The organism is Tateyamaria armeniaca, assembly GCF_045797845.1.
GTDB classification, from domain to species: Bacteria; Pseudomonadota; Alphaproteobacteria; order Rhodobacterales; family Rhodobacteraceae; genus Tateyamaria; species Tateyamaria armeniaca.
Map to the genome: position 1 here is coordinate 3,348,913 of NZ_JBHDIY010000002.1, position 25,289 is coordinate 3,374,201.

Annotated in this window: 31 protein-coding genes; 4 read left to right on the forward strand and 27 right to left on the reverse strand. The window is 60.8% G+C overall.

Annotation, left to right across the window (positions count from 1 at the left end; genetic code table 11):
- Positions 1-13: 13 nt before the first annotated feature.
- The 25 genes from ACERZ8_RS17035 to fabD form a co-directional block, all read right to left on the reverse strand.
- Complete coding sequence (locus tag ACERZ8_RS17035; RefSeq protein WP_407593342.1) at positions 14-310, reverse strand: DUF7742 family protein; 297 nt, start codon at positions 308-310, stop codon at positions 14-16.
- Complete coding sequence (locus ACERZ8_RS17040; RefSeq protein ID WP_407593343.1) at positions 310-4,263, reverse strand: baseplate multidomain protein megatron; 3,954 nt, start codon at positions 4,261-4,263, stop codon at positions 310-312. The genes ACERZ8_RS17035 and ACERZ8_RS17040 overlap by 1 nt, the downstream gene beginning before the upstream one ends.
- Complete coding sequence (locus ACERZ8_RS17045) at positions 4,263-4,712, reverse strand: NlpC/P60 family protein (protein WP_407593344.1); 450 nt, start codon at positions 4,710-4,712, stop codon at positions 4,263-4,265. The genes ACERZ8_RS17040 and ACERZ8_RS17045 overlap by 1 nt, the downstream gene beginning before the upstream one ends.
- On the reverse strand, positions 4,709-5,596 hold the full coding sequence (locus tag ACERZ8_RS17050) for a DUF2163 domain-containing protein (RefSeq protein WP_407593345.1): 888 nt from the start codon (positions 5,594-5,596) through the stop codon (positions 4,709-4,711). The genes ACERZ8_RS17045 and ACERZ8_RS17050 overlap by 4 nt, the downstream gene beginning before the upstream one ends.
- Positions 5,596-6,228: a phage distal tail protein, Rcc01695 family gene (locus tag ACERZ8_RS17055; protein ID WP_407593346.1), complete on the reverse strand. Its 633-nt coding sequence runs from the start codon at positions 6,226-6,228 to the stop codon at positions 5,596-5,598. Before ACERZ8_RS17055 ends, ACERZ8_RS17050 begins: the two co-directional genes overlap by 1 nt.
- Positions 6,229-6,249: 21 nt before the next feature.
- On the reverse strand, positions 6,250-6,912 hold the full coding sequence (locus ACERZ8_RS17060) for a phage tail tape measure protein (RefSeq protein ID WP_407593347.1): 663 nt from the start codon (positions 6,910-6,912) through the stop codon (positions 6,250-6,252).
- Between the two features lie 13 nt (positions 6,913-6,925).
- The gene (locus tag ACERZ8_RS17065) at positions 6,926-7,120 is read right to left on the reverse strand and encodes a rcc01693 family protein (protein ID WP_407593348.1); all 195 of its coding nucleotides are present in this window, start codon (positions 7,118-7,120) and stop codon (positions 6,926-6,928) included.
- Entirely contained in the window at positions 7,117-7,434 is a 318-nt protein-coding gene (locus ACERZ8_RS17070; RefSeq protein ID WP_407593349.1) for a GTA-gp10 family protein, read from the reverse strand. The genes ACERZ8_RS17065 and ACERZ8_RS17070 overlap by 4 nt, the downstream gene beginning before the upstream one ends.
- Entirely contained in the window at positions 7,435-7,854 is a 420-nt protein-coding gene (locus tag ACERZ8_RS17075; protein WP_407593350.1) for a phage major tail protein, TP901-1 family, read from the reverse strand. It lies immediately after the preceding gene.
- A gap of 126 nt (positions 7,855-7,980) precedes the next feature.
- Entirely contained in the window at positions 7,981-8,391 is a 411-nt protein-coding gene (locus ACERZ8_RS17080) for a DUF3168 domain-containing protein (RefSeq protein ID WP_407593351.1), read from the reverse strand.
- A complete protein-coding gene (locus ACERZ8_RS17085) occupies positions 8,388-8,726 on the reverse strand; it encodes a head-tail adaptor protein (protein ID WP_407593352.1) in 339 nt (112 codons plus the stop codon). The genes ACERZ8_RS17080 and ACERZ8_RS17085 overlap by 4 nt, the downstream gene beginning before the upstream one ends.
- Complete coding sequence (locus ACERZ8_RS17090) at positions 8,723-9,319, reverse strand: head-tail connector protein (RefSeq protein ID WP_407593353.1); 597 nt, start codon at positions 9,317-9,319, stop codon at positions 8,723-8,725. Before ACERZ8_RS17090 ends, ACERZ8_RS17085 begins: the two co-directional genes overlap by 4 nt.
- 166 nt (positions 9,320-9,485) lie before the next feature.
- Complete coding sequence (locus ACERZ8_RS17095; protein WP_407593354.1) at positions 9,486-10,664, reverse strand: phage major capsid protein; 1,179 nt, start codon at positions 10,662-10,664, stop codon at positions 9,486-9,488.
- 39 nt (positions 10,665-10,703) lie between these two features.
- Positions 10,704-11,267 carry an HK97 family phage prohead protease gene (locus ACERZ8_RS17100; protein ID WP_407594305.1) on the reverse strand — a complete coding sequence of 188 codons (564 nt, stop codon included), beginning with the start codon at positions 11,265-11,267 and terminating at the stop codon, positions 10,704-10,706.
- Between the two features lie 20 nt (positions 11,268-11,287).
- The gene (locus ACERZ8_RS17105) at positions 11,288-11,512 is read right to left on the reverse strand and encodes a GTA head formation protein, RCAP_rcc01685 family (protein ID WP_407593355.1); all 225 of its coding nucleotides are present in this window, start codon (positions 11,510-11,512) and stop codon (positions 11,288-11,290) included.
- A complete protein-coding gene (locus tag ACERZ8_RS17110) occupies positions 11,505-12,692 on the reverse strand; it encodes a phage portal protein (RefSeq protein WP_407593356.1) in 1,188 nt (395 codons plus the stop codon). Before ACERZ8_RS17110 ends, ACERZ8_RS17105 begins: the two co-directional genes overlap by 8 nt.
- A gap of 153 nt (positions 12,693-12,845) precedes the next feature.
- The gene (locus tag ACERZ8_RS17115; RefSeq protein ID WP_455771659.1) at positions 12,846-14,207 is read right to left on the reverse strand and encodes a DNA-packaging protein; all 1,362 of its coding nucleotides are present in this window, start codon (positions 14,205-14,207) and stop codon (positions 12,846-12,848) included.
- A complete protein-coding gene (locus tag ACERZ8_RS17120; protein ID WP_407593359.1) occupies positions 14,131-14,475 on the reverse strand; it encodes a hypothetical protein in 345 nt (114 codons plus the stop codon). Before ACERZ8_RS17120 ends, ACERZ8_RS17115 begins: the two co-directional genes overlap by 77 nt.
- A 308-nt stretch (positions 14,476-14,783) precedes the next feature.
- Positions 14,784-15,950 carry an endolytic transglycosylase MltG gene (mltG, locus tag ACERZ8_RS17125; RefSeq protein ID WP_407593360.1) on the reverse strand — a complete coding sequence of 389 codons (1,167 nt, stop codon included), beginning with the start codon at positions 15,948-15,950 and terminating at the stop codon, positions 14,784-14,786.
- Entirely contained in the window at positions 15,950-17,209 is a 1,260-nt protein-coding gene (gene fabF / locus ACERZ8_RS17130) for a beta-ketoacyl-ACP synthase II (protein ID WP_407593361.1), read from the reverse strand. Before fabF ends, mltG begins: the two co-directional genes overlap by 1 nt.
- A 327-nt stretch (positions 17,210-17,536) precedes the next feature.
- Positions 17,537-18,073 carry a GNAT family N-acetyltransferase gene (locus tag ACERZ8_RS17135; RefSeq protein ID WP_407593362.1) on the reverse strand — a complete coding sequence of 179 codons (537 nt, stop codon included), beginning with the start codon at positions 18,071-18,073 and terminating at the stop codon, positions 17,537-17,539.
- Positions 18,074-18,231: 158 nt separating this feature from the next.
- On the reverse strand, positions 18,232-18,465 hold the full coding sequence (locus ACERZ8_RS17140) for an acyl carrier protein (RefSeq protein WP_407593363.1): 234 nt from the start codon (positions 18,463-18,465) through the stop codon (positions 18,232-18,234).
- A 196-nt stretch (positions 18,466-18,661) separates the two neighbouring features.
- On the reverse strand, positions 18,662-19,399 hold the full coding sequence (gene fabG / locus ACERZ8_RS17145) for a 3-oxoacyl-ACP reductase FabG (RefSeq protein WP_407593364.1): 738 nt from the start codon (positions 19,397-19,399) through the stop codon (positions 18,662-18,664).
- Positions 19,400-19,470: 71 nt separating this feature from the next.
- Positions 19,471-19,914, reverse strand: a complete 444-nt coding sequence (locus ACERZ8_RS17150) for a hypothetical protein (RefSeq protein WP_407593365.1) — start codon at positions 19,912-19,914, stop codon at positions 19,471-19,473.
- A complete protein-coding gene (fabD, locus tag ACERZ8_RS17155) occupies positions 19,907-20,839 on the reverse strand; it encodes an ACP S-malonyltransferase (RefSeq protein ID WP_407593366.1) in 933 nt (310 codons plus the stop codon). Before fabD ends, ACERZ8_RS17150 begins: the two co-directional genes overlap by 8 nt.
- 177 nt (positions 20,840-21,016) lie before the next feature.
- Between fabD and ACERZ8_RS17160 the strand changes: the two genes are divergently transcribed.
- Positions 21,017-22,225 (forward strand): cytochrome b/b6 domain-containing protein, encoded by a 1,209-nt coding sequence (locus tag ACERZ8_RS17160; protein WP_407593367.1) that lies wholly within the window; start codon positions 21,017-21,019, stop codon positions 22,223-22,225.
- A gap of 214 nt (positions 22,226-22,439) precedes the next feature.
- On the opposite strand, the gene ACERZ8_RS17165 is transcribed toward ACERZ8_RS17160, so the two are convergent.
- On the reverse strand, positions 22,440-23,018 hold the full coding sequence (locus ACERZ8_RS17165) for a YceI family protein (RefSeq protein WP_407593368.1): 579 nt from the start codon (positions 23,016-23,018) through the stop codon (positions 22,440-22,442).
- Between the two features lie 138 nt (positions 23,019-23,156).
- Entirely contained in the window at positions 23,157-23,642 is a 486-nt protein-coding gene (locus ACERZ8_RS17170; RefSeq protein WP_407593369.1) for a hypothetical protein, read from the reverse strand.
- A 278-nt stretch (positions 23,643-23,920) separates the two neighbouring features.
- Here ACERZ8_RS17170 and rpsF point away from each other — a divergent pair, with 278 nt between their 5' ends.
- Genes rpsF through rplI form a run of 3 tightly spaced genes read left to right on the forward strand, consistent with a single transcriptional unit; the run spans position 23,921 to position 25,189 of the window.
- Positions 23,921-24,283, forward strand: a complete 363-nt coding sequence (gene rpsF, locus ACERZ8_RS17175; RefSeq protein WP_407593370.1) for a 30S ribosomal protein S6 — start codon at positions 23,921-23,923, stop codon at positions 24,281-24,283.
- An 18-nt stretch (positions 24,284-24,301) separates the two neighbouring features.
- Entirely contained in the window at positions 24,302-24,529 is a 228-nt protein-coding gene (gene rpsR / locus ACERZ8_RS17180; protein ID WP_025061827.1) for a 30S ribosomal protein S18, read from the forward strand.
- Positions 24,530-24,541: 12 nt separating this feature from the next.
- Positions 24,542-25,189 (forward strand): 50S ribosomal protein L9, encoded by a 648-nt coding sequence (gene rplI, locus ACERZ8_RS17185; RefSeq protein ID WP_407593371.1) that lies wholly within the window; start codon positions 24,542-24,544, stop codon positions 25,187-25,189.
- Positions 25,190-25,289 lie beyond the last annotated feature (100 nt).

The following is a 25,289-nucleotide window of genomic DNA, read 5'->3' on the forward strand; positions in this document are numbered from 1 at the left end:
TGCACATCATCTCTCAACGCGATCGGTCGGCCTGTCCACGATAAACCAATGCCAGCAATAGCAAAATCAGCGCATGGGCAAAATCCGGATCGCAGATTGTCCGCTCATCCGCCATGCCCGCATGCCGCGCCGCAGCGGCCAAAGTGCCGTCACCAAACTCCGGATGCCGCGCACCGCTGCTCTGCCGCACTGCATCGGCTATCTCGGCCGCGGCGACCAAACGCCGTGCCATTGCGACACGCGACTCCGGGGCGACGGCCAATACAGCACGACCTGCGCATAGCAGATCAGAAGCCAGAACCGGCCGCATCAGGCAGCTACAGTCAGCGCGGCAAACGGACCCGGGCCATACCGGGCCGAGTTCTGCGCCACTTTAACCTCAAAATCACCGGTCAACCCGTCTGCAATTTGCAAAGCTGCATCATAAATCCAACTTGGGGTGCTCACGACAGTCTCTCGCACCACGGCACTGCCATCCATGACCCGCACCGTGTAGCTTTCGGTTTCTTCGGCCAATGGAACATCCGGAAGATCCCAGTCATGCCCATCCAGCCGTGTGCGACGTATCCAGGATATGTCCAGATCACCTCCTGAACTCACAGCGCGCAAATGCGCCGGGCGATACGGTCTGAGCCCATTGCCATCAAAGGCATGCACAAACTCCTCATAGGACGGATCATCATAACTCCGCCGCGCGGGACCAACGCGATAGGTCTGCGCGACACGGCGCAAGTTGCGGGCAAGGTCGATCTGTGAGGGCGCGCCGTTCAAAACGACAAAAAACGATCCCTCCGGCCAAATCGCAGGACCGACCGCATCACTGCCAAGCTGATCGCGCAAACGGTGGCTGAGCAAATAGCGTCCCGGCGCGATCAACTCAGCATCACGAAACTGAAAAAGCTCCCAATTGTTGGGGGTCCCGTCGCCAATCGCAACCAGGTTCGAACCATTCAAAAGGGCCGCATCCGACGTCGACTCCAGCGTCCCGTGGATCATCTCGACTTCGAGGGCCGATCCGACATCGATGACACCAGCCCGCGCGCGCGCCAAAGGCGTCTTTGTAAAGCCCATGCTGGAGCGCGCAGAGACGATGGAATTCAGCAAGAACCCCGTATCGGTGGGCGACTGATAGACGGCCACACTGCCCGGCCACGGCGCGCCGGACACAGCCACATGGGGCGCGTGCTCAACCTCTTCGCCGCTCATCAATGGCAGATCCAGAAAGACCGACGTCAAAGGCACGGGCGGCACAAATTCCCGCACGCCCGCGAGCTCGTCTGACAGGTCGGACGGAACATACACCTCTGGCTCGATCCGTACCGCTTCCAGAATCTGCATCTCACCATGCTCAACACGATCCACACGATAAAGGCCCGGGCCTTCCGCCTGATCCGGTGCGACTTCGATGACGTCCCCCGCACCGACGCCAAGCAAAGATGGCGGCAGGGCAAGGCGCACGGTCTCACGCGATATCCGCGCTTCGGAGAGCCAGCGTTCAGCAATCTGGCGGCCTTCGGGACGGGTCAACGCCATCGGCAAATCAGTTGTCGAAACCGAATGTGTCGCATCATCTGCCAATATGGCTTCTTCCGACAGAATGTCGAAATTGCCGTCCGTCTGCACAAAGCGCAAACGAACACGGCCTGCCAGATCAGCCTCGGATTCGCGGGATTGCTCAAGACGGCCTTCAAGGTCTGAACTGACGGCAAAGGTTTCGGATGCCAGCGTTGTCGCATCCAGACCGGAACGCATCACGAATTTCAGAACACCATCGCGCTCAATCGCATCAAAGGCATAGCGCAGCATCAATGGCTGCAACGCACTGCGTACTGACGATACATCCTCGACCAGATAGCCACGCACATAGCCATGCAAACCGGATGTATCATAAGCACTCAGCCCAGCACGCTCGCACAGTTCCCCCACGACCGAAGCCAGGGTGCGCGCAGACGTCCGGCCGTTGATCCAATGCCCGCGCGGATAGTTCTCACCATCGCTCCAGACACTCAGCGCATTGGGAAAGAATGGATAGGGCCGCGCATCCCACGCCCAGACATAGGCGCGGGTCATGTCGACCATCGCGCCTTCGTATTCCGTGGCCTGCGGATTGTTGGCGGGATCGGACCAAAACGAATGCATTGCACGCAGATACTGCTTCTGGATCAGATCATCGCGCGCGCCATTCGAGTATTTGGGCAAGCTGCTTTCAGAAGATTTCTGATCCAGAAACTTGTTCGGCTCGTTTGTGCCCTTGTCGACAGCAGCGCAGCCCAGCTCGGTAAACCAGACTGGCTTCGAACCCGGCTGCCAAGCCGTTGCGATTCCTGATCGAACCCCATTCACCCTTTCATAATGCGCATTCTTCCACCAGTTCCGGATGTCCTTGAACCGGAACACCCATGGCTCTTCATGGGCCCCATCGGTGATGGGTGTCCGGATCTGCGCGACGCTGGCCTCAGGTGAGTGATAGTACCAATCATAACCCTCACCACCCGCGATGTTGGCACGCAGATAGTCGAGGTTGTAAATGCTGCCCCAGCCCGCATCGGCATGATCCTGCCCCTCGCGCCAGTCAGACAGCGGCATGTAATTGTCGATACCGATGAAATCGATATTCGCATCCGCCCACAAAGGGTCCAGATGAAAATAGCGGTCGCCCGTCCCGTCCTGTGGCTGGTAACCGAAATACTCCGTCCAATCCGCCGCGTAGGAAATCTTGGTATCAGGGCCAAGAATGGCGCGCACTTCGCCCGCCAGTTCGCGCAGCTTCTGGACAAAGGCAAAGCTGTTGCCAGCACCACGAATTTGGGTCAGCCCGCGCAGTTCAGAACCGATGCAAAAGGCCTCAACCCCGCCCGCAACAGCACACAGGGCAGCATAATGCAGAATGAAGCGGGACAAGGACCATTCTCCGGTCCCGGTGTATTGCACAACGGTGGACGAGTGCGCGCCGCCGGAAACGAACTGGAAATCACTGGCCTTGGCCATACCAAAAAAAGTGGCCACTTCGTCATCAGCGGCCGCAGTCCCATCTGGTGATCCATCCACACCCGGTGCAACCGACAGCGTGATCCGACCGCGCCACGGCAAATGCGGCTGCGTGCCAGTTGGATCATATGGATCAGGCAGCATGTTGCCTTCCGGCTGGTCCATCAAAATGAAGGGATAAAACATCACAGCCTTGCCAGCCGCGTTCATCGCCTGAATGGCCTCGACCACCGATGCGTCCGACGGCGTACCGCCATAAACCGGGCGCTCATCGATTTCGGCGATCTTGTCTGCTCCGGCGCGATCCACGCCGGACACGACCCAAGGCATGTTTTCGCCCTCAATGTCCTTGCGTTCGACCTTGGGCTTCAACTGACACTGCCCACAGCGCAAATCATTCCCGAACCACGACACGATCAGGGACGCGGCCTCGCAGTTGGGCAACTCTTGTCCCAGACCATCAAGGGAAACTGTAAAGTCAGTCTGCCCTGCAGGGGTGTTGACGTTCGCACTCCAACGTCCACGGGCGGCATTGACGTAGTTCACCGGCGTGGTGGCGAGGGCATATTCGCCGGTGCCAGGCATAAGGGCCACGGCGCGCACAGCCCGTGTCATTTCCTCGGCCGCATCGTCCTGCTCAGGCTGTTCCGGGCGCACCACTTCGAACGACAATTGGGGCACGCGATTGCCGAAATCCGCCAGCGGCAGGTTTTCGATGACCACATAGGCCGTTCCGCGATAGGCGGGCACCAGACCCTGCCCTTCAACAGCCTCCATCAGCGGATCAGGCAGTTGATCCTGCGACCCAGTATATACGCGCATATTGAGATCATTGACCGGGATCTCTTCACCATCCGCCCAGACACGGCCAATATGGGTGATCTCACCTTCGCAGACCGCCAGCGCAAGGCTCACCGAATAGCTGTAAGTCCGGGTTTCCGGCGTTTTGGGCGCGCCGCCGCCTTTGCCACCGCCGCCACCACTGGTCGTCACGGTTTCAAGAAAATCGGACGACCAGATCACCTGACCACCAAGGCGCATGCGGCCATAAAGCTGGGAAATGGCAGACCCTTCGCCTGAATTGGTCAGACGGAACCGGTCCACCTTGCCATGTTCGACAACGTCGGACCCCTGCCCCATGAGGCGTTGATCAATGACCCGGCCAAGCGTGGCACCCACAGCACGACCAATCGCGACCGAGGACAAGCCCAGAAACGTCCCGCCAAGCGAGCCACCAATAGCCGCACCTGCGGCGGAAAGTACAACAGTCGCCATCAGCAGACCTCCTCGGTCGGAAATTCAAATCGGGCCACGATACGCCGCGCCCAAGGGGCACTCAGCGGACTCTCGACCACACCATGGCCGCTATAGGCGTGCACAAACGCGGCACTAGCCCCGATCCCGGACTGAATGCCCAGATGCTTGGCGACAGCGCCCGCGCGCATGCGAAACAGGATCACGTCACCAACGGCGGCATGATCGACGGGTTTCGGGTTCAAATGGCGCAGCGCCGCTGCCCACAAAAGCTCTTCGCCCTGTGGTTCGGACCAGTCCATTGTATAGGCAGGCGGGCGCTCAGGCTCGGACCCGATCACGCCGCGCCACACGCCACGCACAAGACCGAGGCAATCACAGCCCGCGCCCTTGGCCGCCTGTTGGTGAATATATGGTGTCCCGATCCACGCACGCGCTTCGGAGACGATGGCGTCGCGGCCCCCGCTCATCGCAGGCTGCCGCCGGCATTGGCCCCGGCACCATTGGGATAGGCCATGACCCAATCATCACCCGGCAAATCCGGAAAACCCTGAAAGTTCAGCAAGTTGTTGAACTTCAAGCGACATGTGTCAAAGCGTTTGTCACAGCCCACGGTCAGACGAACAACATCACCGTCCACCAGACCACCGCGAATAGGCTCCCAAAGCTCAATCCGGCGCACATCCCCATCAAGCGTGTCACGCTTGATCATGCCCCAAAGACCCGCGCTCTTTCCGGTCAGGACATCCAGACGCCCGCGCTGGAACCAGCCCGGATCAAACCCGTTCAGAACATCCCACTCAAAAACACGCCCGTCGATCATGCGATCAGCTGCGCCGGAGTGCCGATATCCGGGCTGAGTCACGTCAAACTGGCAGGCGCCATCGCCCAGCACCGCAGTGCAAGGCTTTTGATAAATCCGACCCAATGGACGGTTCAACGCCTCGGTCAATCCGCGCAGCTCGGCATGAAACGCCCCCCCGGCACGGCGGATTTCACCGATCGTGCCGCGAAACTGCAACCACCGGGTATCAGGTTCAGCCCAGTTCACAAGCCATGCGCGCACATCCGCACCGTCAAACCGACCCGCCTCAATGTCATCTTCGCGCACCGATGCATCCGACAAAGCGCCCAGGGCTTCGGTGTTGTCCACGCTCAGACCGGTCGATTGTGCCAACGCAGATGCCGTCAGACCCGAATCCGCACGAAAGGTGACATCACCAAAGGACAACTCACAATCGTGATCCGTGAACCCAAACGATGTGCCATCCTTGCGCGTGATCGCCCAGGCACGGCACAAAGTGGTCAGGCCCGATGCCGCATGGGCCAGAAACTCTTCGCTTTGCCCACTCATTATACACGCACCTCGACGATTGGCACGTTCGGCACGCTGCCCGCCTGAAAACTGGCCACCGACGTCTGGATCTGATCCGTGTCAAAGCGCACAGGCACATCAAATTCGAAACCGGCGGTAATTTCCACATCACGCTCAGGTGGGTGCTGGAAGGTGATCAAACCGGTGGTCAGATCGACTTCGTAATCGACCCCTTCCTTCATTTCGTCCCGCCCCAAACCGACACGGACCGTGCCGGACACCGGCTTGGTGATCGGGCGGGCATAGTCATGCGGCCCCGAACGGTAAGTCTTGAGCAACGGGAAAACGCCCTTGACACCGTCGCCCATCGCAATGGTTTGGTCGTCGTACTGCGTCGTGCCGCTGGCATTGGCGGATTTGAAATCCGACCAGTCTTTCCAACGAAACCCATGCATCTGGCCCATCCGCGCCTCGAAAAATGCGATCAGCGTCTCGACATCGTCAAGCGAGCGCATGCCAAGCCCCGCGTCATAGCGGCGACGCGAATGCGCCCAGGGCGTGTTGCGTTCCTCGAACCCATTGGCCAGCGTCACCACTTCCGTGCGACGCTCAGGACCCCCGACCGAGCCAAAGCTCAAGGACGCGGGAAAGCGAACCTCGTGAAAATTCATGTGTCTAGCTCCCCTACAGAGTTAACGATTGCGATTGGCACGCCCCAGGGCGCGGTTCATCTGGGCGGCGATCTGGTTTTGCGAACGGGCAAATCCCTGCACATCCGGCGTTGTGATGTTCATCACGACCGATGTGGAGGCACCGCCCCCACCGCGCACGCCCAGCTTGCCATCGGGGCCACGTGCCAGCGGCATGATGGCTTCCGGGCCCGCTTCACCCATGACACCCATCCCACCTCGCATCCCGAACGGCGTGGTCGAACTCACGATCCCGCCCGAGGCAAAGGGCATGACCCTGCCTTGCGAAAAGGGCGCACCATCGGCAAAGGGCAGGATGCCCTGAACAAGGCCGCCAACACCCGACGCCAGCAAACCGCCGACGTGATCCGTCACGGGCTTGATGGCGGCATTATAGGTGGCGTTGATCATCGAATTGGCCACTGTATCCAGCGCATCCGACAGGCTCAGACCATCAAAGACCAAACCGTCAAAGGCTTTGCGCAAACCGCGCGACATGCCCTTTTCCAGCGTGGCAACATCCTTGTTGGTGGCGGACAGGCTTTCACGCATCCGGCGCAATTCACTGTCAAAACTGGTGACCATAACGGATGTGGAATCGAGTGTCTGACGCAATCCGTCAGTGTTCTCTTCCAGCGCCTCGATCTCGTCCTTGTAATCGCTCATCGTACAGTCCCCTCTATGATTGGGCCGCGTCAGGCCATGCGGCCATCAACGCCTCCAGCCCGTCGCTCAGCAGCGGGGCGGACTGCCCCGGATCGCCCAGCATCACTTGCAATTCGGCAGGGGTCAGGCCCCAGAACGCATCTGGCGTCAGGCGCAACCCTTGCATCCCGGCCCGCATCAAGGCGGGCCAGTCCAAGCCATCCGTCATGCTCCGGGCACCACGAAGGCGCGGGCAATCAGTTCGGCAGCAGCGCGGGCCGCAGCCATTGGCCCGCCCTCAATCTCCGCATGATCGAGGTCAGCGGCGACCTCAGCACAGCCACCGCCCAGCAAACCCGCCTTCAACAACGCCAGAACATCTGCGCTTGAAAACCGGCTCTGCTCGAACCGCTCGACCAAAGACACGAGCGACGGCTCAGCCAATGCGGCCTCAAGCCCTGCCAACGCGCCCAAGGTCAGTCGCATCACGCGCGGGTGACCATCGATGACCAGCGTCACCTCTCCCCTCCAAGGATTGGTCATCTACGCAACCAGCGCCGTAAAGCTGAGGGCACCGGCAGAGGCCAATGACACCTCATAGGTCGCCTCGCCATTGTGGCTGCCGCTGTACTCCAGCGCGGTGACCTGAAACGGGCCCTCGACAATGCCAAAATCGGGAATGATCACCTGAAAATCCGGCGTCTCGCCGTCAAAGAAGATCTGGCGCGCACGTTCGTCCGTGCTTTCGTCCTTGAACACGCCCGAGCCAGAGATGTTGGCCGACCGGACACCTGCCCCCGACAACAGCTCACGCCACCCGCCCTGGCTTTCAAGGCTCGTCACATCGACCGCCTCGGCATTGAAACTCACACGCGTGGCGCGCAGGCCCGCAATCGTCTCGAACTGCCCGTCCGAGGTCATGTCGACCTTGATCAGCAGGTCTTTTCCGTTCTGAGCACCCATTGGTTTTCTCCGTTTGAAAATATCAGGTTGTGGCGTTTGTCAAAAACCCGAACCGCAAATCCCCGCCGCGCTGAGCGCCTTGGGGACACGTGCGATGCGTGATTTCGGTCGTGGTTCTGCAGACGCCTAGTTGTCTTCGACACGTGCGCGGAATGTCAGGTCGATGCGTCGGCCCGTGCCTTTTTCGATCTTGAACGCACGCGCGCGTTGAAACCGAAGCGACACCAACCGGCCCCGCGTCAGGGTCAGGTCCGCCGCGTGCAGCGCGTCGGTGACAGCACCGGCGGCCTCTTTGGCCGCACGAAACCCGGGCACATCTGTAACGACAGAGATGACAAAACGGTGGGCACTGCCCGATCCGGTCTTGTCATCCTCGGCGCGCACAGTTTCAGGCCCCAGACTGACGTAAAGACCCGGCAAAACACCGCTGGGAAGCGCGTCATAGACCGCATCACCAACAGCCGCGACAACGCCGGGGTCGGTCGAAATCGCAGCGAATACAGCACTCTGAAGCGCGGCAGAAACAGCATAGCTCATACCACCACCTCTTCATCAGCCATACAGGTCAGGTACCGCCCCGCCGGATCAGCCTCGGCAACCGAGCGGATGTGAAACACGCGGGCCCCGTCACGAAACCGCTGCTCGGGCACCGGACGTTCTGGATGGCCCACCGGGGCACCCCGCACCGTGACGGCATAACGCACTGTGGACACGGCCGCGGCGGCGACTTGCGTCTCGCGCCCTGTCCGGGCCTTCAGCTCAGCCCAGAGAACACCCATCGGGACCCAGGCCTGCTGGTATCCGCCCGCCCCATCCGGGACGCGCGCGGGGCTCTCCAAGGTCAGACGCCGGTTCAGACGCGGCACCCTCATGTCGCAATCCCGCCCAGACGCATGACACGGTAGCGCTCGATCAGGCTCGTGACACCAAAGGGCATGCAGCCCTCACTCAGCGTGGTTTCATGGCGGAACTCGTAATAGTGCGACGCCAGCAGCATCACAGCCTGCGCCAGATCTGCAGGAATCTCGTCCCAAACGGCCGAGAATCCGGCCCGAAAGGCGATCTCGACGGCACCAGCCTCCGGGATGGAAGGCAGCGCATGGGCAACCGAACGAACACGCGGCTGATGACCATCGCGCTCCAGCCAGTAAAGGCCCGTATCCAGTTCGGTGCGCGCACCCGTGCGATCAACTGCCGTCATCATCGTCACAGCACGCACCGGGGCCACAGGCAACACCTGCGCACCAGCATCCCGCCACGACGTAACAGCCAGCACAAAGTCTCTTTCCAACAAAACCTTGCCGGTTCGCGCCTCGACCGCCGCGACAGCAGCGCGCAAAAAGCCAGTCAAAACCGGGTCCTGTACGTCATCCTGGTCAAAACCACTGCCCAGACGCAGATGCGCCTTGAATTTCTCGACCGGCAGGGCACCGTCAGGCACCGTGGTCTCTTCGATCAACATCATGGAATATCTCCAAGAAAATCCTGCCCCTCAGCTCCTTTGGCCCGGGCGCGCGCCAGTCCGCATTGCTCGGACGGAGGGGAGCAGCTAGACAATACGGCGCACTTCCAGCACGCACCCGGAGACCGGGGTCAGGCTTGCGCCCTTCCCCGGCCATCCGCTCAGGCCCTTAGGCCGTCGCGAATTTCAGCAGTTTGATCGCAGCAAAATCGCTCACATCGCCGCCCACGCGCTTGGTCGCATAGAACAGGACATGAGGTTTCGCGCTGAAGGGATCGCGCAGAATGCGCAGATCAGGGCGTTCGGCCACGGTGTAACCGGCAGCGAAATCACCAAAGGCGATGGAATCGGCACCTGTTGTGGCATCCGGCATGTCTTCGGCGATCAGAACAGGATAGCCCATCAGCACAGCAGGCTGACCCGCGGCCAGGCCGTCTGTCCACAGGAAACGACCGTCATTGTCCTTCAGCTTGCGCACCAGACCAGCGGTTTTGCTGTTCATCACAAAGGATGCGTTGGCACGGTAGGTCGCACCCAACGCGTAGACCAGTTCAATGATCGACTCTGCGGTGACAGAACCGTCAGCACCCGTAGGCACATAACCAAGGTTGCCCCAGGTCCAGACGTCATTGTCCACGCTTGTGTGCGCCAGAAAGCCCTTGGGCTTGTCGACGCCGTCACCATTGATGAACGACGCCGCTTCGGCACGAGAGAACTTGTCCGCGATGCGACCCGCAAGCCAGCCCTCAATGTCAAAGGCAGAATCATCCAGCAGACGCTGTGATGCCTTGGGCAGGGCCGAAAGCTCGTGCAGCGGGATGGTGATACGATCAATCGTCGGCGTGTCGGTTTCCGTCAGGTTCGACGTCTCGGTCGCCCAACCGGACCCGATGTCACCGTGATCGACCAGAACGTCATAGGAGGTCGCCTCGACATTCACCACCGACGCGATGGAGCGGATGGATGCGGTGGCGTTCAGCACCGAATTCACGCTCTCGGATGTGGCCGGATCGACAAGGTACCCGCCGTCCGAATTCACGGCAGTCGATAGGGATTTGCCGTCCAGTTCAAGGCCGCGCAGGCCATCGTCGTCGCCCGAACGCACATAGGCGTTGAACGCCTTCTGATGAGGGGCGCCTTGGTCAACACCACCAGCCAGAGGCGGGCGTGCAGCAGTCATATTTTTCCGATCCAGCATGGTCAATCGCTCTTCTGTTTGTTGAAGTTTGGTTTGAAGGTCGGCTTGAAAGCCTTTGAATTCAGTGACAAAGCCCGTCATGGCTTCGGCCACTTCCTGGGCGGGGGACAAACCTTCCCCGGCCCGAGCCTTGATCTCGGTCTTGCTCATCAGCATGTCCTTGATTTGTGAAAGGTAAGGCTAAGCGCGTCAGCGCCGCGCCAGGCTCGCGCGGGCACCCCGAAGGGCCGCCGCCATCTCACGCAACATCGCGTCCTCATCCGAACGCATCTCGTCGGATTTGGCCGCCACACGCGCACTGGGAAGCATCGGAAAAGTCACAAGCGACACTTCCCAAAGCTCCAGTTCGGTCAAGAGCCGCTGGCCCTTGTCATTCTTTGTCGCCTTCACCGTACGGTAGCCGATGGAAAGCCCGTCAATCGCACCTGCGGCAATCAGCTCGGCGGCTTCGCGCCCCTTGGCGACTTCCGGCAGCAGACGGCCCTTGACCCACAGGCCCTTGGCGTCCTCACGCACCTCGTCCCACACGCCGATGGGATGGGCCGGATCATGCTGCCACAGCATCTTGATGCTGCGATCCTCGGCCGCGATGGCTTTCAACGAAGTGCCGTAGGCCCCCTTGCTCACCACATCACCACCCTGATCACAGGCCCCGAACAGGCTGGCATAGCCTTCGATCACGTGGCCCGCCTGAACGGTGATACCGTCCCCAAAGCGGGCAAATTTCGTCTCCAGACCAGTCTCTGCCTGCATCATCTCACTCCTTGGAAAACTCATTGCGGGATCGCTGCCATAATGGATTGCAACCCGGTGCCAAGCACGGCGGCAACAACGCCGTAGACAGTCAGCCACAGGCGCTTTTCCAGCCGCTCTAGCAGCTCTTCGAGCCGATCAAGCCGCCGCACCAGGTTGTTGAAATGCACCTCGGTCAACCGTTCATGCGCCTCAAGACGCAACCCAGGTGCACAGGCAAATCGTTCATAAGCCGGCTCATCCATCCGACCCCTCCACCGCCAATGCCGGCAGCCCCAGCAACCGGCGTTTTTCGGCTTCAGTCAGAAAATCGGCTCCTGCAACGCGGGCCCATTGGGCGTCGCGCTCTGCAGACAAAGCAGGCACCTGATCCAGATCAGGGGTCAACACCACATCATCACCCGTATGCGCGCCCAGCCACTCGGCCAGCGCCGCAGCAACACGAGTGGCCAATGGCAACACCGTCAGGCGGTAAAAAGCGCGATTGGCCTCCTGATAATTGGCATATGTCGCGTCACCCTGAATGCCCAGCAACATGGGCGGCACCCCGAAGGCCAGCGCGATGTCACGCGCCGCAGCATCCTTGGTCTTCTGGAATTCCATATCCGAAGGCGAAAACCCCATCGGCTTCCAGTCAAGCCCTCCCTCCAGCAGCATCGGCCGGCCCGCATTGCGCGCTCCGGCATGGTTGCTCTCGATCTCGCTGACGAGACGCTCGTATTGATCCCCACTCAACTGGCTCTGCCCGTCCTGCCCACGATAGACGATCGCACCCGAGGGGCGCGCCGCATTATCGAGCAGGGACTTGGACCAGCGCGTCGCCGCGGTGTGCACATCCAGTGCCATGGCAGCGGCCTGCATCGGGCTAAAGCCGTAGTGATCGTCCTGCGGATGAAAGGATTTAACGTGGCAGATCGGGCTGACAGGCCCGCTGGCATCAAAGCGATGGGTCTTGCCCCCGACCGCGTATTCATAAGCCACCGGCCAGCCATCAGCACCCGGAACCACCGACATCCGGTCAGAACGCAGCACATGCAGTTCCAGCGGCGCACCGCTCTCACCGGCAACGGCCTCGACATAGGCATTGCCCGACAGCAAAAGCTGAGCGTAAAGCGCCTCCAGCAACTCCGCACGGCCCTGCCCGGGATTGGGGCGCTTCATCAGGCCAAGGATAGGGTGTGCTTCAAAACGCTGCGCCCCGTCCTGCAACACCAGCGGCAAGGCAGCCGCCGCTTCTGCGATCAGCTTGACGGATCGAAACCCGACCGGATTGCCCGAAAACCCCGACCGGGTCAGCGACACAGCATCGCGCGGGCTCCACGCAACGCGGCCCCCCGTCTGCCAGGCCACAACCTTGCCGGTCGCACTCGCCTTTTGCTCGGGCACATCCACTGCGGCCCGGCTGCGAAAGAAATCAAACACCATATCTCGGCTCTCCTATCCGTCAGGCCGCAAAGCCCGCCATTTTTAAAGAAAAAGGGCGCCCGCCTCACCAGCGTCGCCCTCATGTGAAGGGAATATCCCCTGCTTCATCTCGCCAGATAAACTCCCCCCGGAGGGGAAGAACCCGCCCGCACCCTACCGTCCGAGCAGACGCACACCGGGTCGCCGGTACTCCCGCGCGGGCTCAATGATCAATTCGTGGAGTGCCCAGACCAGCGCATCAACGCGGTCCGGCGATCCGTCACCGACATAACCGCGGCGGGTCATCTGAACCATCTGGTCCTCAAGGGCCGTCAGGCCCGCGGCGTGGCTGACGCGGCCCTGCTCGTAAAGGGCGGCAATCGGCTCGGCCCGCACCGATTTGCGGTGGCTCGCATGAACCGCCTTGTAAGGGACCATCGGATCCACCTGACGGATCAGTTCGGCGACCATCTGGCCACCCTGATTGACTTCAGCCACAAGGCGGTCCGCCTGATATGTGTCAACGGCCGCAACGGCCGCTGCCGCCCATTGCGCGGGGCTTGCACCCTGGACCGAGGCGTCGTGGATCACGTGGGCCGTCCACTCATGGGGCGGGCCCTGCATCTGTGCGCCGACCACGACGATCCCGCATTCGTCCGCGCTTTTTCCGCTGGTGATCGCCGGATCGACACCGACGACAATGCGGTCAAACTCCATAGGCGTGGCCGTGTGGCTCGCCTCCAGCATCTCGCTGGTCCACAACGCCCCTTCAGCATCGCTCAACAGCACACCGTCCAGTTCCTGACGGCCCAGCCGCGTCCCGGCATAACGCTCGCGCACCTCTTCCAGAAACGAGCCTGCCAGATTGGCGGCATTCGCCTCCGTAGGGGCATGGGTCACGACAGTCGACGGAGACTGCAACAGCGCCTTCAGCACGCCCACATTGCGCGGTGTGGTGGTGACACAAACCTGAGGCTTCTCACCCAGCCGCAGCGCGAACTGCAACATATCCCACGTGGCTTCCGCCTTTTTCCACTTGGCCATCTCATCAACCCAGGCAGCATCAAATTGCGGCCCCCTGAGCCCCTCGGGGTCAAAGGCGGTGTGCACGCTCGCCTCGGCGCCGTTGGGCCAGACCAGACGCTTGCGTCCGGCATGCCATGCCGGACGGCGGTCGGGCGGCGAACAGGACAGAATGCCGCTGTCACCGAAAATCATCACTTCACGAACCTGATCAATGGTTTCGCCAACCAGTGCCACGCGGCGGGCACGGCCCTCATCAAACGGCGTGGACCCTTCCACCATCGACCGGACCCATTCGGACCCGGCGCGGGTCTTGCCCGCACCACGCCCCCCCATGATGACCCAGGTGCGCCAATCGCCCTCGGGGGGCAACTGGTGTTCCATCGCCCAGAATTCGAACAAAAAAGGGAGGGCGCACAAAGCGCCCTCTCCCAACTCACTCAGAAACTCTTCTTGAACTTGCACAGGTGCGGAGGCGACCAAGCGCGCACCGTACCTCAACTCCGGCAGCATCAAGGTCGAGGGCATAGCCCCCTTGCGCGATGCGGCTTCTTTTTTGTCTGACTTCTGCAAGTGTCGTCTCCAACTTCTGGCAACTCACAAGCACATTGCTCAAGTTCGATCCCTTGGATCTGAGCTCTGTGTCCTTGACGTCCTCCCCCGCTTCGACCCTTTCTTTGAGGGTCTGAAACTCGCGGCGTAGATCGCTGAGCGAGTCGTGGACCGAAAGCAAAAGCTCATCGGTCCGGGCTTCTTCAAGCCCCGGGGTGATAAGTGTCATGTGTGCATAACCTCTCATGCGTTGGGGTTCCCCCGCACGAGCAAAATAGAAAAAGCGACCCCGGATCACTCCGATGGTCGCTTACCCACTTTTCCTAGCTTGTCACAAGTTATACGTGTAACCGTTCGCAGAGTCAAGCGAAATGATCCTCCCGGCGTGCGGCCCAGCGCACGCACGGATTAACAAATCCTTTATTTTTCATATATCTAGAGGTCAGAAACGGCGCAACCCATTGAAACCGTTACACAACCCAAACGTGTGCGCCGGGTAGTCGTTGTCACCGCACTTCACTCAACGCGGGCAGCACCCTACCCGCCATCCGTCTCGCTGGCGCGCTCTGCTTCGATCTCACGCCAGCGCGCAACATTCTGGTTATGCTCCTCCAGCGTCTCGGCAAAGGCATGACCGCCGGTCCCATCGGCCACAAAGAACACGTAAGGCGTTTCTGCCGGTTGGGCCGCAGCCATCAGGCTTGCACGCCCCGGATTGGCAATCGGTGTCGGCGGCAAGCCTTCGATCACATAGGTGTTCCAGGGCGTCGCCGCGCGCAGTTCGGACCGGCGCAAACCGCGGCCCAGCACACCCTGCCCCTTGGTGATGCCGTAGATGACAGTCGGGTCGGTTTGCAAACGCATCCCACGGTTCAAGCGGTTTACGAACACAGACGCGACCTGCTCACGTTCTTCGGCAACGCCGGTCTCTTTTTCGATGATCGACGCAAGGGTCAACAACTCTTCGGGGCTTTCCAGCGGCAGATCGGGGTCGCGCGATTCCCATGCGGCAGACACCCACAACTCCTGCTGCTCGGCCATTTGGGCCAGTACATCCGCACGCGCGTCGCCGGTGCGCACCTCATAGCTGTCCGGGGCCAGCGCACCTTCGGGCGGGATTTCTTCGACCGCGCCGCGCAGCACATCCATCCCGCGCAAGGCCGTCACAACCTGCCAGCTTGTCACCCCTTCCGCCAACGCGATGCGATAGCGGGTGTCCTGCGCTTCTTTGACTTCGTTATACTCCTCTGGCGTGTCCTCCACACCGGGCTGAAACTCCACCACTTCGACAAAGCGGTTGGTGGCCGGGTCCAGCTCGCGCACCTGCGCGCTCAACCGGTTCACACCGATGCGATAGACGACTTCGGTGCCACAGGTGCTGGCACCGCCACGGGTGACAACATCCACGATCTCTTCCATGGACGCCCCTGGTTCGATCAGCCAGCTGCCCGCCTTCAACTCCGCGGTCTTGCCTGCATAATCCGCACCCATCCGAAAGATTGACGCGCTGGTGACGGCCCCCTCTTCCTCCAGATTGCGGCTCACCCGGCGAAAATTCGTACCACGCTCGACCTGCACGCAAATGGCATCGGCCAGCGGGCCCGGGCCCTCATACTGCCCCCGCCCCCACAGGATCACACCGCCCAGCACAAACAGGGCCACAATCAGAAACGTCATCGCGTTGGACGCGATTGACCGCCACATCAGCTGACTTTCCCAAAGATGACACTGGCATTCGTGCCGCCAAAGCCAAAGCTGTTGGACAGGGCATAATCGACCTTGCGCTCACGCTTGGCATTGGGGGCCAGGTCAATCGGCGTCTCAACCGCCGGATTGTCCAGATTGATCGTCGGCGGGCAAACCTGATCCCGGATCGACAGAATGGAGAAGATCGCCTCAATGGCACCCGCAGCCCCCAGCAAGTGACCCGTCGCCGACTTGGTCGAAGACATGGTGACGTCGCCCGCATGATCACCCAGCATCCGCTGCACCGCCCCCAGTTCGATCGTATCGGCCATCGTCGATGTGCCATGGGCGTTGATATAGTCGATGTCTGACGGCTCAAGACCCGCATTGCGCAAAGCCGCGCGCATCGAGCGCTCACCACCTTCGCCATCCTCGGACGGTGCGGTGATGTGATAGGCATCGCCTGACAGACCATAGCCGCACACCTCGGCATAGATCCTCGCACCGCGCGCCTTGGCGTGCTCGTATTCCTCAAGCACGACAATCCCCGCGCCCTCACCCATGACAAACCCGTCCCGGTCCGCATCATAGGGGCGGCTGGCCTTCTTTGGGTCATCCGCGCGTTTGGTGGACAGCGCCTTGCACGCGTTGAAACCTGCGATCCCGATCTTGCAGATCGCAGCCTCCGCACCACCGGCCACCATCACGTCGGCATCGCCCAGCATGATCAGACGGGCCGCATCGCCAATGGCATGGGCCCCGGTCGAACAGGCCGTGACAACCGAATGGTTGGGGCCCTTGAACTGATAGCGGATGCTGACCTGCCCTGAAATCAGGTTGATCAGCGCGCCCGGCACAAAGAACGGGCTGACGCGGCGCGGGCCTTTCTCTTCCATCATCACGGCCGTGTTGGCGATGGAATTCAGACCACCAATGCCCGATCCGATCAGCACGCCGGTGCGCTCGCGGTCTTCCTTTCCTTCAGGCATCCATCCTGCATCCTCGACCGCCTGCTGGGCAGCCGCCATGCCAAACATGATAAACGTGTCGACCTTGCGCTGTTCTTTCGGCTCCATATAGGCGTCACCGTTGAACGTGCCGTCCGATCCGTCGCCCAAAGGGACCTCGCAGGCATAGGTGGTGGCCAATCCTTCGGGATCAAACCCGGTGATCGGCCCCGCCCCTGACTGCCCGTCAAGAATACGCGACCACGAGGCTTCTACCCCATCACCCAGCGGAGTCACCAGACCCAATCCCGTCACAACCACTCTGCGCATCTGCTCATGCCCTCTCAATTGTCTTGCCGCCTCATACCGCGCCGCATGGCCCCTGTTCAAGCCCCGGCACTGCGAGGGCCTTTCGCTTCGGAGCCACCCTTGCTGCGACAAGGGACGGCAGAGCGACAGGCACAGGTCAAGGCAAATCGCCGAGGGACCCCGACAGGGGAGACGGCTATTTGCCTTGGGCTGGGCATGGCACTCTGCCAGACCGGGCGCGGCACAGGTGGGGGCGGCGCGAAAGGTCTTTCGCTTGGGTGAACCCGCAGCGCCAAATTCATAATGGAATGCGCCGCAAGGCGCTCAATTTGATCACACCCGCCATGCTCACACCTGCGGCGGGGATTTGCGGTAAAACAGGCGCACCGGGCTGTCGCCATCCTCCACATCGCGCAAGGGAACATAGCCCAGACGCTCGGCCAGATGCAGCGACGCCTCATGTTCGGGGTGAATCATACACCCCAAGGGGCCGGTTATCACGCGATCAAACCAGTCATGGGCGGCGCAGACCACTTCGGTGCCAAGGCCCTTGCCCTGTGCGTCGGGCACCAGCACCCAGCCTGCCTCGGGAAAGGCATCGAAATCTTCCCCCAACCCGCGCGCACCAAAGAAAAATCCGGCCTGCCCCACCATCGCCTTGCTGGCATGATCCTCAATCGCCCACTGGCCAAAGCCTGTAACCTGCCAATGGCCCGCATTGCGCAGAAAGGCGTTCCATGATGTGTCACGGCTGCGCGGCGTACCGCCGATATAGCGCACAACTTCGGGCATCGCCCAGATCTCGGCGAAGCGGTCAAAGTCACTGGCACGCATCGCACGCAAGGTGGCGCGCGCCGTGTTGATTGTCGGCACATGTCTGCTCATGGATGGTGTCCTGCCCCATCTCTTTGTCGTTTTTTCAACTCTTGCGGGTCAAGGCGGCGAAACGCAAGTCACAGATGGGACAGGCACAAAAAAACGGCGCCCTTCCGCAACCGAAAGAGCGCCGTTTTGCTCAAACCCCGAGGGTCTGAAAAACTGGCTTAGGACGCTTTGGAGATGAATCCCACTGCGTCGCCAAATGTCTGGATGGTTTCAGCAGCGTCATCGGGGATTTCGATACCGAACTCCTCCTCGAATGCCATCACCAGTTCCACGGTGTCCAGGCTGTCTGCACCCAGGTCGTCGATGAAGCTGGCGTTTTCGGTGACTTTGTCCTCGTCCACACCCAGGTGTTCCACAACGATCTTCTTCACGCGGTCGGCGATGTCGCTCATATGATTGTCCTCGTTCTGCCGGGGCGAAATGTTGCGCCCCATATGGTGTCCCCATGTGTAAGGGGCTCTGGTCTTTGCCCCCAGGGGGCGGTGAAAGCCTTGCTTGATGTGCAACCCGCACACGAAACATCGACGTCGAATTCTGCGCCCCCTTTAGCACAAACCAAACGGATGGCAATACTTGAGGCGATCAGGCCTACAACATGGCCATACCACCGTTCACGTGCAAGGTGGTACCGTTAACATATCCGGCCTCGGGGCTTGCAAGGTACAGGACCGCACTGGCGATTTCTTCTGGCGTGCCCATGCGTCCGGTTGGAATTTGTCCCATGATTGCAGTCTTTTGGTCGTCCGTCAGGCTGTCCGTCATCGCCGTTTCGATAAAGCCCGGTGCAACTGCATTTACCGTGATGCCCCGGCTTGCCACTTCGTAGGCAAGGCTCTTTGACATGCCGATCATACCCGCCTTTGAGGCTGCATAGTTCGCCTGACCGGGATTCCCCGTGGCCCCCACCACGGAACTGATATTGACGATCCGGCCCCAGCGCGCCTTCATCATGCCCCGGATCACACCCTTGCAAAGCTTGAAGGTCGAGGTGAGGTTCACATTCAGCACAGCGGCCCATTCCTCGTCCGACATGCGCATGAACAGGTTGTCGCGCGTGATGCCTGCATTGTTGACCAGAATGTCGACCGATCCCATTGCCTCCGCCGCCTGCTTCGGCAGGGCCGCGACCGCGTCACCGTCGCTGAGGTTGCAGGGCAGCACATGCGCGCGCGCGCCAAGCTCGCCCGCCAGCGCCTCAAGCGGGTCCACCCGCGTCCCGCTCAATCCCACTGTTGCACCCGCACCGTGCAAGGTGCGCGCAATATCCGCCCCGATGCCACCCGACGCCCCGGTCACCAGCGCGCATTTTCCCGTCAGATCAAACATGTCCGTCCCTCAGTTTTTTGTCCGTTGTCCCAGCCCTGCCACGCCGACTTGCCGCGTGCAAGTCGCCAGGCCTAGTGCAAACTGTCCGTCACATCGATGCTGACATCCGTGACGTTCAGCGCCGCATCCCGCGCGATAAATCGGTAAACCTCCCGCGCCCACGTGCCACGCGTCAACCCGCGCGCGTGAATATCGTCCGTAAGCGAGCGGTAAATGCCCGGCAGATTGTCGAGCGGGCCCAACACGCGCTGGCACAGTGCATTGCCCCCGGGTGCATCGAACATCTCAAAGCCCTCAATGGGCTGAAACAGGGGCACGCCGATGCGCACCTCCATCTCGTCGCCGTCAATCCGGTAAAGCGCCACCTGCGGTCCGGCATAGAATACCGAGGCCCTGTCCAACGCATCATCCAGGCGCTCAAACAGCACCGGGATCAACTGCATCCGCGTGATCATCGGAATGGTGCGGACAATGCCGCCCATCTTCATCGGCTCGATCTGGATCAGATCAGCCATCGCGTGCGGCCACAACATCGTCAGGTGTGCCCACCGGGCGGGTCGCCACGTCACGATCGATCCGGCGGATCATGCCAGACAGAGCCTTACCCGCCCCGATCTCCCACATCTCGGTCACGCCCTGCCCCGCCATCCAGGCCACACTTTCGCGCCAGCGCACCGACCCCGTGACCTGTTCGACCAGCATGTCACGCAAAGCCGCCGGATCAGAACAGCCCGAGGCCTGCACATTGGGCACAACTGTCACGGCAGGTGCCTTCATTTCAACGCCTGCAAGTGCGTCGGCCATAACACCCGCCGCAGGCTCCATCAGCGCACAATGGAACGGGGCGGATACGGGCAGCAGCATCGCCCGTTTCGCGCCCTTGCCCTTGGCGATCTCGCAGGCCCGTTCAACGGCCGCTTTGTGGCCGGATACGACAACCTGACCCGGATCGTTGTCATTTGCCGCCTGACAGACCTCGCCTTGTGCCGCTTCGGCTGCCACTTCGGTCACGGCCTCGAAATCAAGGCCGAGCACCGCCGCCATGGCCCCAACGCCCACGGGCACCGCTTCTTGCATGGCCTTGCCGCGGGTGCGCAACAGGCGCGCCGCATCGGCAATGCTCAGCGTGCCTGCGGCACAAAGGGCCGAATATTCCCCAAGGCTGTGACCCGCCACAAAGGACGCGCGCTCAATGCCGATCCCTTCGGCCTCTAGGGCACGCATCGCCGCCATGGATGTGGCCATCAGCGCTGGCTGGGCATTCTGCGTCAGCGTCAGGGCCTCGATATCGCCGTCCCAGATGAGCGTACTCAGCGCCTCGCCCAGGGCCGCGTCCACCTCGTCAAAAACGGCGCGCGCCGCCGGATAGGCGTCGGCCAGTGCGCGGCCCATCCCGATGGTCTGCGCCCCCTGCCCCGGAAATACGAATGCGATGCTCATCTGATGCCCCTCCCAGTTTTTTGTTCGTGCCTGTTGGTGTAATTGGGTCGATCCGCCCAGACAAGCACCGCCTGCACGACATCTGTGCACGAATTCGCAGTTGCAACCAGAGCGATGTGCATAACATTAGAGGCCAACGTGTTACCCACAGGACCAACCTGAACGGAGTCCCTACCTATGCCGCTGACCAACACCGCTGACCGCTTCGGTTCCGTGTCCAAGACATTCCACTGGCTCACCGCATTGGGGATCATCGCGCTGATGCCACTTGGGCTGATCGCGAACAAAATGCCCTACGAGACGTCCGAGCAACTGGCTGACAAGGCGTGGATGTTCTCGCTGCACAAGACAGTTGGCGTCGCGGTATTCTTCATTGCCTTGGCGCGGATCATCTGGGCGCTCACCCAGCCCAAGCCCGGCCTGCTGCATCCGGAGCGCAAAATCGAAACGCTGGCAGCGGAAACCGTACACTGGCTGCTTTACGGCTCGCTTGTGGTGGTGCCGCTGTCAGGCTGGATACACCACGCCGCCACTACGGGCTTTGCACCGATCTGGTGGCCGTTTGGACAAAACCTGCCCCTGGTGCCCAAATCCGAAGCCGTCGCATCAATCTTTGCCGGGGCGCATTGGGTGCTGACCAAGGTGCTGGGCATCGCGTTGCTGCTGCACATCGCCGGGGCACTGAAACACCACGTGATCGACAAGGACGCCACGTTGCGGCGCATGTGGTTTGGCCAGACCGAGGTGCCAACCACGACACAGGGACACAGCCATGCCCGCCCCCTGACCGTGGCCATTGCCCTCTGGGCCGTTGCGCTGTCAGTCGGTGCCGCACTCGGGGCCTATGCCCCCCATTCCGGGCCCACAACCGGCGCTGCACTGGAAGAGGTCCAATCGGACTGGCAAGTGCAGGAAGGCACGCTGTCAATCACAGTCACGCAACTCGGCTCGGAGGTAACCGGCACCTTCGCCGATTGGACGGCCGCAATCAGCTTTGATGAAACGGTCGAGGAAAGAACAGCAGGCAATGTCGACGTTACTGTCAGCATCGGCTCCCTCACGCTCGGCTCGGTCACCGGTCAGGCCATGGGCCCGGATTACTTCAATGCCGAGGCTTTCCCGACCGCTACATATGTCGCTGAGATCGTGTCGGTCGTAGACGGCTATGAGGCGCAGGGCACCCTGACGATCAAGGATCAGTCCATCCCGCTGACCCTGCCCTTCGGCCTGTCCATAGATGGCGACACTGCATGGATGATCGCAAATGTGACGCTGGACCGGCGCAGCTTTGGGATCGGGGACAACATGGCCGATGAAAGCAGTCTCAAGTTCAATGTCGGCGTCAGCGTCGAACTGATGGCCACGCGCAACAGCGAAGGCGACTAGGACCGCAGCCCGCGGCTTTCGCGACACGGGCCTCCCCAACCACCTTTTCTGAAAAAAATCCCCGCCGGAGACACAGTCTCAGGGCCGTCTGAAAAGGCGGCCCTGAATAAAATCGTGTCGCGCGCCAGCGCGTCCGTGCTGACAGCCCCCGAACACGGAAAAGGGCCGCGCAGTGTCCTGCGCGACCCTCAAAGGCTTGTATGAGTGGCCCGGCTTACTCGGCCTGGAACGCCTCAATTGAAATTTCGACCACCACTTCGTCGCTCACAGCCGGCGCAAATGCGCCAAGGCCAAAATCGGACCGCAGAATGGTGGTCGTGGCATCAAAGCCCGCAGTTGGTGTGCCTTGGTTCGGTCCGAACGGATAGGGCTGCACCTGGTTCAGGGTGGCATCCAGAACAACGGATTTTGTCGTATCATTCATGGTCAGATCACCGGTGATCAGGGCCGTGTTGTCACCCGTCACCTCGATGGCGGTGGATGTGAAGGTGATCACATCCTCATCCATCGCATCAAAGAAATCGGCAGACATGAAATGGGCTTCGCGCTGTTCCCAACCGGTGAACATCGACTTTGTCGGCATCGAAACGCTGACGCTGGAATTGGCGGGATTGGCCTGATCAAAGGTGATCTCGCCTTCAAAACCCGAAAACATGCCGGTCGTGGTCGAAAAGCCGAGGTGGTTGTAGGAAAAGACCACCTGGCTGTGGCTGGGATCAAGGTTGAACGTATCTGCGGCCAAGGCGGCTGTCGCAGATGTCGACAGGGCAGCAGCGATAAGAAGTGATTTCATGATGTGAGCTCCACGGAAGTTTGATGTGCGTGGAGAATGAGATGATATCACAGGCAATCGATGCAACTGCACACGGCTCAACAGACCCTGCGCGCTGCTGAACAGCACGCGGGTCGCATAAAATCGGACTTTAAGGTGTTAGATCTTGCCTGCGTCGCGCAGGGCGGCCATCAGGCTGCGGCGCAGATTGGGGTCGCTCATCGCCACTTCGGCAACCAGCGCGCCGTCCATGGTCCACAAACGCGCCATGTTGCCATGGATCTCGGCGGGGCCAAGATCGGCAATCGCCGTGCGGCTGACCAGATCACGTGCGCCGCGTTTGCCGCGCACAAGGCGGACTTCACGGCGTACCGTGTCGATTTCGATCTTAACGGTGCGCCGGGCACGCCCCGCCTGCATGATCGCAAGACCGGCAAACCCAAGGGCCACGGACACGCCCAACTTGAACAGCGCAAGGTCGGCCTCAAAGGACATGCCGGGCATTACCCACAATCCAATCGCAGACAACACCAGTGCAACACCGCCCAGCCGCTGCGCACCGCGCGTCATCCAGCGCATCCCATCCACCATGCGGGGCGTTTCGGCAATGTCATTTGTCGTCGAGATATCTGTGATGGCAGTCATAGCGTGGTCTCTCCCAGTGTCTTAATTCTTTGTTAACGACACCTTCCTGCCCAAACTGGACCAAATTGCGGCACCGGTTTGGAAAAGGTAAGACGGGCCGGAAGCCTGCGAACACGTGGCCGCACCGGTCGGCGCAGTTCTGCCTTGCCATGCGCCCCCGACCCTCTTATACGGCGCCATCCCTGCAAATACCTTTTGCCGCGCAGTCTCTCGTGATCGTCCGCAGGGTCCAATGGATCGGTCTATGAAATGCGCCTTGATAGAAGTGGAGCACGTCCATGCCTCTTTATGAGCATGTGATGATCGCCCGTCAGGACCTGAGCAACACTCAGGCCGAGGGCCTCATCGAACATTTTGGAACAGTTTTGGCCGACAATGGTGGCACCCTCGTGGAAAACGAGTACTGGGGCGTCAAAACCATGGCCTACAAGATCAACAAGAACCGCAAGGGCCACTACGCCTTCATGCGCACAGATGCCCCTGCCCCTGCCGTGCAGGAAATGGAGCGTCTGATGCGCCTGCATGACGACGTCATGCGCGTTCTGACGATCAAGGTCGACGAGCACCAGTCAGGTCCGTCCGTCCAGATGCAAAAGCGCGATGAGCGCGAAGGCCGTGGCGACCGCCGCGAGCGCCGCTAAGAGAGAGGGAGCTAAACCATGGCAACGAAACCATTTTTCCGCCGTCGTAAAGTCTGCCCCTTCTCGGGCGACAACGCACCTGCGATCGACTACAAGGACACACGTCTGCTGCAGCGCTACATTTCCGAGCGTGGCAAGATCGTACCCAGCCGCATCACCGCCGTCTCGGCCAAGAAGCAACGCGAACTGGCCCGTGCCATCAAACGCGCCCGCTTCCTCGCCCTGCTGCCCTACGCCGTGAAGTAAGGAGTCTCTGATATGCAAGTTATCCTTCTCGAACGTGTGGCCAAGCTGGGCCAGATGGGCGACGTCGTCGACGTCAAACCCGGTTATGCACGCAACTACCTGCTGCTGCAGGGCAAGGCGCTGACCGCGTCCAAAGCCAATATCGAACATTTTGAAACCCAGAAGGCGCAGCTTGAGGCCAACAACCTCGAAAGCAAGAAAGAAGCCGAAAGCCTGGGCAACAAATTGAACGGTCAGCAGTTCGTCGTGATTCGTCAGGCCTCTGACGGCGGCAACCTCTACGGCTCTGTCACCACCCGTGACGTGGCCGACGTGGCCACTGCCGAAGGCTTCACGCTGGATCGCAAACAGGTCGTCATACCCCGTCCGATCAAGGAACTGGGCTTGCACGACGTCGATGTCACCCTGCACCCCGAGGTCGAAGTCACCGTTCAGCTGAACGTGGCCCGCTCGGCAGAAGAAGCTGAGTTGCAGGCCTCCGGCAAATCGATCCAGGAACTGGCCGCCGAAGAAGAGGCCGCGGCCGAATTCGAAATCCAGGAATTGTTCGACGATATCGGTGCCGCTGCATCCGAGGACGAAGATCTGGCCGAAACCGCAGGCATCGACACCGATGCAAGCGAAGGCGACAGCGAGACCGAGGAAGACAGCAAGGCCTGAAGCGCCTTTCTTTTCCGTGCGAAAATCAGCCGCGCCCCTTTGGAGGCGCGGCTTTTTTTGTTCCTACAGGCCAGTCGGGCAAAGCGAATTGACTTGCGCT